Raw genomic sequence first — 6069 nt, 5'->3', positions numbered from 1 at the left:
GGGGGGGGGGCGCGGGGCGGGGGCTGTTGGTACGGTCTGTGCGCGTGTCGTGGGGGGGGGGGGGGCGCGGCGGGGCGGGGGACCCCCGGGTGGGGCGCTGGGTCGCCCCGCCCGGGGGGGGGGTCCGACCTCGTGCGGAACCGGACCGATCAGAAGGGGACCTCGACGATCGTCATCGAGTTCACGCCCCAGTAGCAGGAGCCGGCGCTTCTCGTGCTGGTCGTCCAAGGATCGATCTGGAGCGCCTTCGGGCTGTCGTACGTGAACCCCGCTGTGCAGTCGACCCGCAGGAACCACTGGCCGGTGCCGGTGCAGCTGGCGTTGCCGCGGTAGTTGCCGAAGCTGCCGCTCACCCAGGTCGAGCAGTTCATGCCGAAGTACGGCGTGACGAACGCGGCCTGCACGGCCTCGGCCGACACGGGCTGGGCCGACGCGGTGGCAGCGCCCCCCATGCCCACTGCCGCGGTGGCCAGCACTGCGGCTCCCAGGTTCCTCATTCGCTTTCCCATGGTGGTGTTCCTCTCTTGTCGATCGCAGTGGACTGTCCTGATCGGACGATCAGGCGCCGGACGAGGGCGTGCTTCACCGACGGACGGGCCGTCTCCGGGCCGCGGCCGTGCTCTACTCCCCCGGCGCGCGACGACCGGGGTGGCGCCTCGACCGGTTATCGGGCGCGGTAGGCGTTCTCGACGATCGCGTCGACGATCGTCGGCCATGCGCCGGGCGGGAAATCGTGCCCCATGCCCGGGATGAGCAGGAGCCGTGCGCCGCTGATCGCGGCCGCGGTCGCCTCGCCGCCGGAGTGGTGGCACATGCGGTCCACCGTCCCGTGGATCACGACCGTCGGAGCCGTGACCCGCGCGAGCTGGTCGGTTCGATCCCCCGCCGCGCGCACCGCCTTGTACTGCCGGTGCCGGCCACCGCGGTGGTCGGGGTCGCGGCGGAGCGCGAGCGCGGTCGCCCGCCTGATCTCGTCGACGTCCTGCTCGAAGCCGGACGAGCCGATGGTGTCGAACAACCGCACGCGCCGCTCGATGGCCTGCTGCTCGGTGCGGGGGCGCCGGGAGAACAGGTGGCGGAGCAGCCGCGGCGAAGTGCGACCCTTGCCGCGGCGGCCGGTGGTGGACATGAGCGACGCCAGGCTCAGCACCCGTGACGGGTGGCGCACGGCCATGACCTGGGCGATCATCCCGCCCATCGACGCACCGACCACATGGGCGCGTCGGACGCCGAGCGCGTCGAGGAGCCCGATGGCGTCGGCGGCCATGTCGTCCAACGTGTAGTCGGCTCGGGGCAGGTGTGTCGAGCGTCCGGCGTCGCGGTTGTCGAAGCGGACCACGCGGAAGCCGCGTTCGGCGAGTTGCCGGCAGAACTCGTCGGACCAGTGCACGAGCTGGAACCCCAGGCCCATGATCAGCAGCAGTACGGGCTGTCGCTCGTCGCCGAACGTCTCGTAGCACAGCTCGATGCCGTTGGCCGGGACGATGTGTTCCGCGGCGCTGGTCGTGCGGTCCTGCATGGTCTTCTTCGCCATTCGCGAGTGGGTGGACGGGTGTGGAGGTCAGCCGGTGACGCAGGGGAGGTCGTTGAGGGTGACGTTGGCGACGCTGACGTCGGCCGGGTCGGTGTTGCGGCCGTTGAACCCGACGTTGGTGTACCGGCCGGGGGCCAGGCTCGGGAGCCAGTCGGGGGCGTTGACCCGGATGTGGCCGCTGTACGACACGAACCTACCGCCGTACGTGGTCTGGATGAGGGCGCCCGGTGACAGGTCGAACTCGACCCACCAGCCGTTCACCGGCTGCGAGCCGGTGTTCGTCACCTTGATCCCGGCGGTGAACCCACCCGTGAAGTTGACGGCCGTGTAGTCGAAGCGGCAAGAGGCCTCCGCCGCGACGGAACCGGCGGCCGAGGCCGCAGGCGCCGCGACGGTCGCGACCCCGGTCAGCATCGCGGCGACGGCCGCGGCGGTGGCGAGACGGCGGGTGAGGTGCCGCATGACGGTGCTCCTTCGTCGATCGGCGGTGCGGGTGCGTCCGCTTCGCCACCGATCATCGTGCGGGCGGGCGGCACATCCCAGCGCCACTACGCGTTCCCTCGCGGTGTACCACTTCACCGGGGAGCACCGCCGGTCAAGGGACAACAAGTCGATCTTCGACGTTCCTTCGCTGAGGTCGTGACAGGGATCCCTGTGGCGGCGCCCGCCCACGCGGCATGTACCTCTTCAAGGGCTGCGCCGGCTCGGAGTGCGACCTCGCGCAGGCCCTCTGTGATGCTGGCGGCACTGGTCGTGGTTTCGCCGGTGACCGGTTGGAGTGGCTGCTCGCGTTGTTCCGGCGTCACGGTGTGCAGGTGTGGCTGCCCGAGGCCGGTGACCCGGTCGACCCGGAGGGTCCGGAGCGCCGGGCGTTGGTGAGGATGCCGGGTGTGCAGTCGTTGCGCGAGGTGGTCCGTTGCTCGGCATCGTCCGATGGCGGCCATGCCCTCTTGGTCAGACTCGCGTGAGACACCTGGTGCGAGGGTGGGTTCATGATCGAGGGCGGGATCGGAGATCCTGATGACCGCGTCCTCGCCATCCGACAAGCAGCCCCGGCCCTCCCGCGGTGACCATGCCGACCCGCACTGCCCGAGGTGGCCTGGACCAACCAACCCGTCGATCACCCACCACCAGCCCCGTAGACACAACCTGTCTCACTTGACCTGACGACAACCGTCCTGCGGATCGGCGCGATCCCGCCGATCCGCAGCGTGGTCGGCAAGCCGAGGCGGCGCCCGCGCCGGCTCCACGCCGACCGCGGCTACGACCACGACAGGTACCGCCGCCCGGTTCGCCCCCGCGGCACCACGCCCGTCATCGCCCGTCGCGGCGTCGCACACGGCTCCGGCCCGGGCACGGTCCGCTGGTCATCCGGGGAACAGGCCCGACAGCCTTTCCTCGGCGGCACGGCGCAGTTCGGGGTTGGCGAGCATCATCCGTTCCACGTCGGCCCGCATCGCCGCGGCACCCTCGGGTGTCCGCACGTCGTGCAGGACGATGCTGGCCGGATTGTGCAGGGCGATGTAGAGGTGCAGGTCCGGCACGCCGTGCGGGTTCAGGGCCGCTCGCACCTCGTCCCGCTGGGCCGCGGTCATCGGCAGGAACGGCTCCTGGGTTCGCGCCCGCGGGCCGGTCTCGGGGAACTCGTCGGCGCGGGTGAAGGTCACTCGCAGCCCGTTGAGGTAGGCGACCGGGATGCGCTTGCGGAGACAGAAGTTCACCGCCTCGGCGAGCGTGTCCACGATCGGCTCGCCCTTGTCGTTCAACGACGTGTTGCACAGGATCGGCACCCCCGTCCGGGCGTGGAAGGCCGTGATCAGGGCGTGGAGGCGGGGCTGCTGGTCGACGCGCAGGGTCTGCACGCGCGAGGAGCGGTCGAGGTGGGCGATCGCGGGAACGCGGTCCACGACGTCACCGCGCACGGTGAACGTCTCCAGCATGTACGGCGACCGCGCGCAGTCCTCGAACCAGTCTCCGGCGAACTCCTCCAGCACGACCGGGGCGACCGGCCGCCACCACTCCCGCTGCTTGATCTCGTTGAGCCGGTCCTTGGCCTCCGCAGAGGTCGGGTCGGCCAGCAGGCTGCGGTTGCCCAGCGCGCGGGGCCCGATCTCCGACCTGCCGTCGAACCACACGACGGGGTGCCGGATCAGGTCGTCCACGGCGGTGTCGAGGTCGAGGGCGTCGACGGTGCCGATGAAACCCCCGAACTCATCCAGCGCGGCGTCGAGGTCGTCGTCCGCCCTGCCCAGGTAAGCGCTGGGGAAGTGGAAGTCGAACCGCCCCGCCAGCTTCTTGTGGAACGCGCCGAGCGCGATGCCGACCGACTGCCCCCCGTCGCTGACGTGCGGCGGCGCCAGCAGTCCGGCGAAGCCGTACTCGCGCATGAGGTGGCTGTTCGTCGGGCAGTTGAGGGCAAAGCCGCCGGACAGCGCGAGGTGGCTGCGCCGCGGGTCGATGCCGAACTCGTCGAGCACGCGGTCCAGGTTGCGCTCCACGATCATCACTGAGATCGCCTGGACCTCTTTCATCACGGCGCTGACGAGGCTCTCCCGCTCGGTGAAGCGCGGGTCGGGCGACAGGGTGCCGCGCACCGAGTCGACGATGATGTCGAGGGCCACGGGCATGTCCTTCATGGACCGGGGGCCGGAGAAGTCGAACTCGTCCACGATCCGCTGCCGATCGGCGAACCCGGTGGCCTTGGTCGAGGTGGCCAGCGCCATGAGCGTGCCCTCGCGCATTCCCAGGCGGTCCTTGGCGATGCCGTAGAGCGGACCTGGCGACTCCACGGGGAAGAAGCTCACGTCACCCCGCTCGACGACGCACCCGGCGAACCACCGGTCCTTGACCCGACCGTCGAGCACCCGGTCCGGGCCGCGATCCATCGCGAGACCGACGATGGTGCCGCCGAAGAACAGGTCGCTGTCCATCAGCACGGCGCTGTAGAGGTGCGACAGGGCGTGGTAGGCGAGGTCGGGGTGCTCCGTGACGAGGTGGTAGTCGTCGGTGGTCGCGATCCCCGGCGTGCCCCAGACCTCGACCACGTCGTCGAAGCTCAGGCCGTGCGACGCCAGCAGGGAAGCCAGGAAGACCCGGAGGTCGTCCAGGGTCCGAAACGGGGTGCGGTGCTGCTTCTCGCCGCTGATGCGCTCCAACTCCCACACGTGTTCCAGGCGCACCCGCGATCCGGACTTGTGCCAGAGCGACACGTTGCCATCGTGCCGGAAGACCATGTCGAAGAGGCTGTGCAGGCCCACCGGGTTGAGGTAGGTCGACAGGTAGAAGCCGTCCCGCATCGGAGGTTCCTTTCGCTCCCGGCTCATCCGCTCAGGACTACACCGAAAATCCGGTCAGGGTGGAACAGCCGCAGCGCAGCGGGTGCGTGTGCCGGGCCGCTGCCGCGCAGCAGGTCGGCCTGCAGCCTGGGGTCGGGGTGCGCGTGGCGCTCGACGAGGTCGTCGAGGAGCGCGTCCGCCGCCTTCGCCTGCGACGCCGCCGCGCGCAGGATCGACGCGGCGCCCCGCTCGGCGGCGAGCCGCAGTTGCACCGGGGGCTCGCGGTGGACGTCGGCCACGGTCGCCACGACGGCCTCGACCAGTCGATCCGCGGAACCGGCCGCGCCGCTCGCAACGATCATGAGCGCCGTGCGGCCGCCTCTGCGGAACACCACGCTGTCGGCGTGGTAGCTCAGACCGGTGTCGCGCAACGCACGGGTCAGCCGCGAACGCACCGGGTGGCCGAAGTCGACGTTCACCACGAGTGCGCCCCAGTGCTCCGGGTCGTGCGAGCCGGGGATCGGCAGCCCCAGCCGGATGTCCGCGCCAGGTCCACCTGGGAGCCGCAGCAGGTCGGGAGAGGGGGCGACCACGGCGTCTGCGAACCGGCGGCGGGGATGGGCGGGCAGGTCGAACTCGGCGTGCGGGTCCACGTCGCCCACGAGGACGATCGCCAACTCTCCCGACAACAGCACCTTCTCCAGTCGGTCGCCCACGGCGCGATCGGCGACCGCCGCGGAGCCGGCAGCCAGCTCCGCCGGCGACCACGCACCCGCCGAGCCGGGCAGGAACGCCGCGCAGAAGGCCGCGTCCGCGACCTCGCGCGCAGTGGCCGCCCGCCGGGACTGCTCCCGGAACGCGGCGTGACGCGAGTCGCCCGGCGCGGCAGGTCGGAGGCGGGCCAGGGCCGGCACCGCGCGGGCGATGTCGGCGGCGAACAGGCGCAGGGTCAGGTGCAAGCCGCTGTAACGCCACTTCCCCGACAGCCGGTGGACGCCGACACCGGCGGCGTCCAAGGCCCGGCGAGCCTGTCCGAGCAAGACGTGCTGGGCGGCGGACCGCTCCACCGCCGCGTCGAGGGACTGGTCGTCGTCGGCCCAGTGGAAACGGACCTCGACCAGCGGGACAGTGGGCCGCCGCACCACAAGGAGCGTGGTGGGGGGGGCGGGGGGCCCCCCCCCCCCCCCCCGGGGGGGGGGCGGCCCCGCCCCCCCCCCACCCGCGGGGGCGGGGGGGGGGGGGGGCGCCCCCCCCCCCCCC

The 6069-nt window shown here is 71.8% G+C and carries 5 protein-coding genes and 1 pseudogene; 1 reads left to right on the top strand and 5 read right to left on the bottom strand.

Annotated features, from left to right (window positions below):
• Positions 1–149 precede the first annotated feature (149 nt).
• The 3 genes from AB0I91_RS44425 to AB0I91_RS44415 form a co-directional block, all read right to left on the bottom strand.
• Positions 150–497, bottom strand: coding sequence for a hypothetical protein (locus AB0I91_RS44425; RefSeq protein WP_499619180.1), 348 nt, complete (start codon positions 495–497; stop codon positions 150–152).
• 167 nt (positions 498–664) lie between these two features.
• Complete coding sequence (locus tag AB0I91_RS44420) at positions 665–1534, bottom strand: alpha/beta fold hydrolase (RefSeq protein ID WP_499642310.1); 870 nt, start codon at positions 1532–1534, stop codon at positions 665–667.
• Positions 1535–1561: 27 nt separating this feature from the next.
• Positions 1562–1996, bottom strand: a complete 435-nt coding sequence (locus tag AB0I91_RS44415; RefSeq protein ID WP_498786285.1) for a cellulose binding domain-containing protein — start codon at positions 1994–1996, stop codon at positions 1562–1564.
• A gap of 728 nt (positions 1997–2724) precedes the next feature.
• Between AB0I91_RS44415 and AB0I91_RS44410 the strand changes: the two are divergent.
• Positions 2725–2901 (top strand): annotated as a pseudogene (locus AB0I91_RS44410) (IS5/IS1182 family transposase); the annotation flags it as partial.
• On the opposite strand, the gene AB0I91_RS44405 reads toward AB0I91_RS44410, so the two are convergent.
• Together AB0I91_RS44405 and AB0I91_RS44400 are read right to left on the bottom strand one after the other, a co-directional pair.
• Positions 2902–4830 (bottom strand): carbamoyltransferase C-terminal domain-containing protein, encoded by a 1929-nt coding sequence (locus AB0I91_RS44405; protein ID WP_499642308.1) that lies wholly within the window; start codon positions 4828–4830, stop codon positions 2902–2904.
• A 23-nt stretch (positions 4831–4853) separates the two neighbouring features.
• Positions 4854–5951 (bottom strand): insulinase family protein, encoded by a 1098-nt coding sequence (locus AB0I91_RS44400; RefSeq protein ID WP_499642306.1) that lies wholly within the window; start codon positions 5949–5951, stop codon positions 4854–4856.
• Between the last annotated feature and the right edge of the window lie 118 nt (positions 5952–6069).

This window comes from Actinosynnema sp. NPDC049800, assembly GCF_040656635.1.
Classification (GTDB): domain Bacteria; phylum Actinomycetota; class Actinomycetes; order Mycobacteriales; family Pseudonocardiaceae; genus Actinosynnema.
This window is presented reverse-complemented; position numbering and strand designations above follow the sequence as displayed.

Excerpts from the sequence above, each read along its gene's own strand:
- AB0I91_RS44425 (WP_499619180.1), bottom strand. The coding sequence starts at position 497 with ATGAGGAACCTGGGAGCCGCAGTGCTGGCCACCGCGGCAGTGGGCATG.
- AB0I91_RS44420 (WP_499642310.1), bottom strand. The coding sequence starts at position 1,534 with ATGGCGAAGAAGACCATGCAGGACCGCACGACCAGCGCCGCGGAACAC.
- AB0I91_RS44415 (WP_498786285.1), bottom strand. The coding sequence starts at position 1,996 with ATGCGGCACCTCACCCGCCGTCTCGCCACCGCCGCGGCCGTCGCCGCG.
- AB0I91_RS44405 (WP_499642308.1), bottom strand. The coding sequence starts at position 4,830 with ATGCGGGACGGCTTCTACCTGTCGACCTACCTCAACCCGGTGGGCCTG.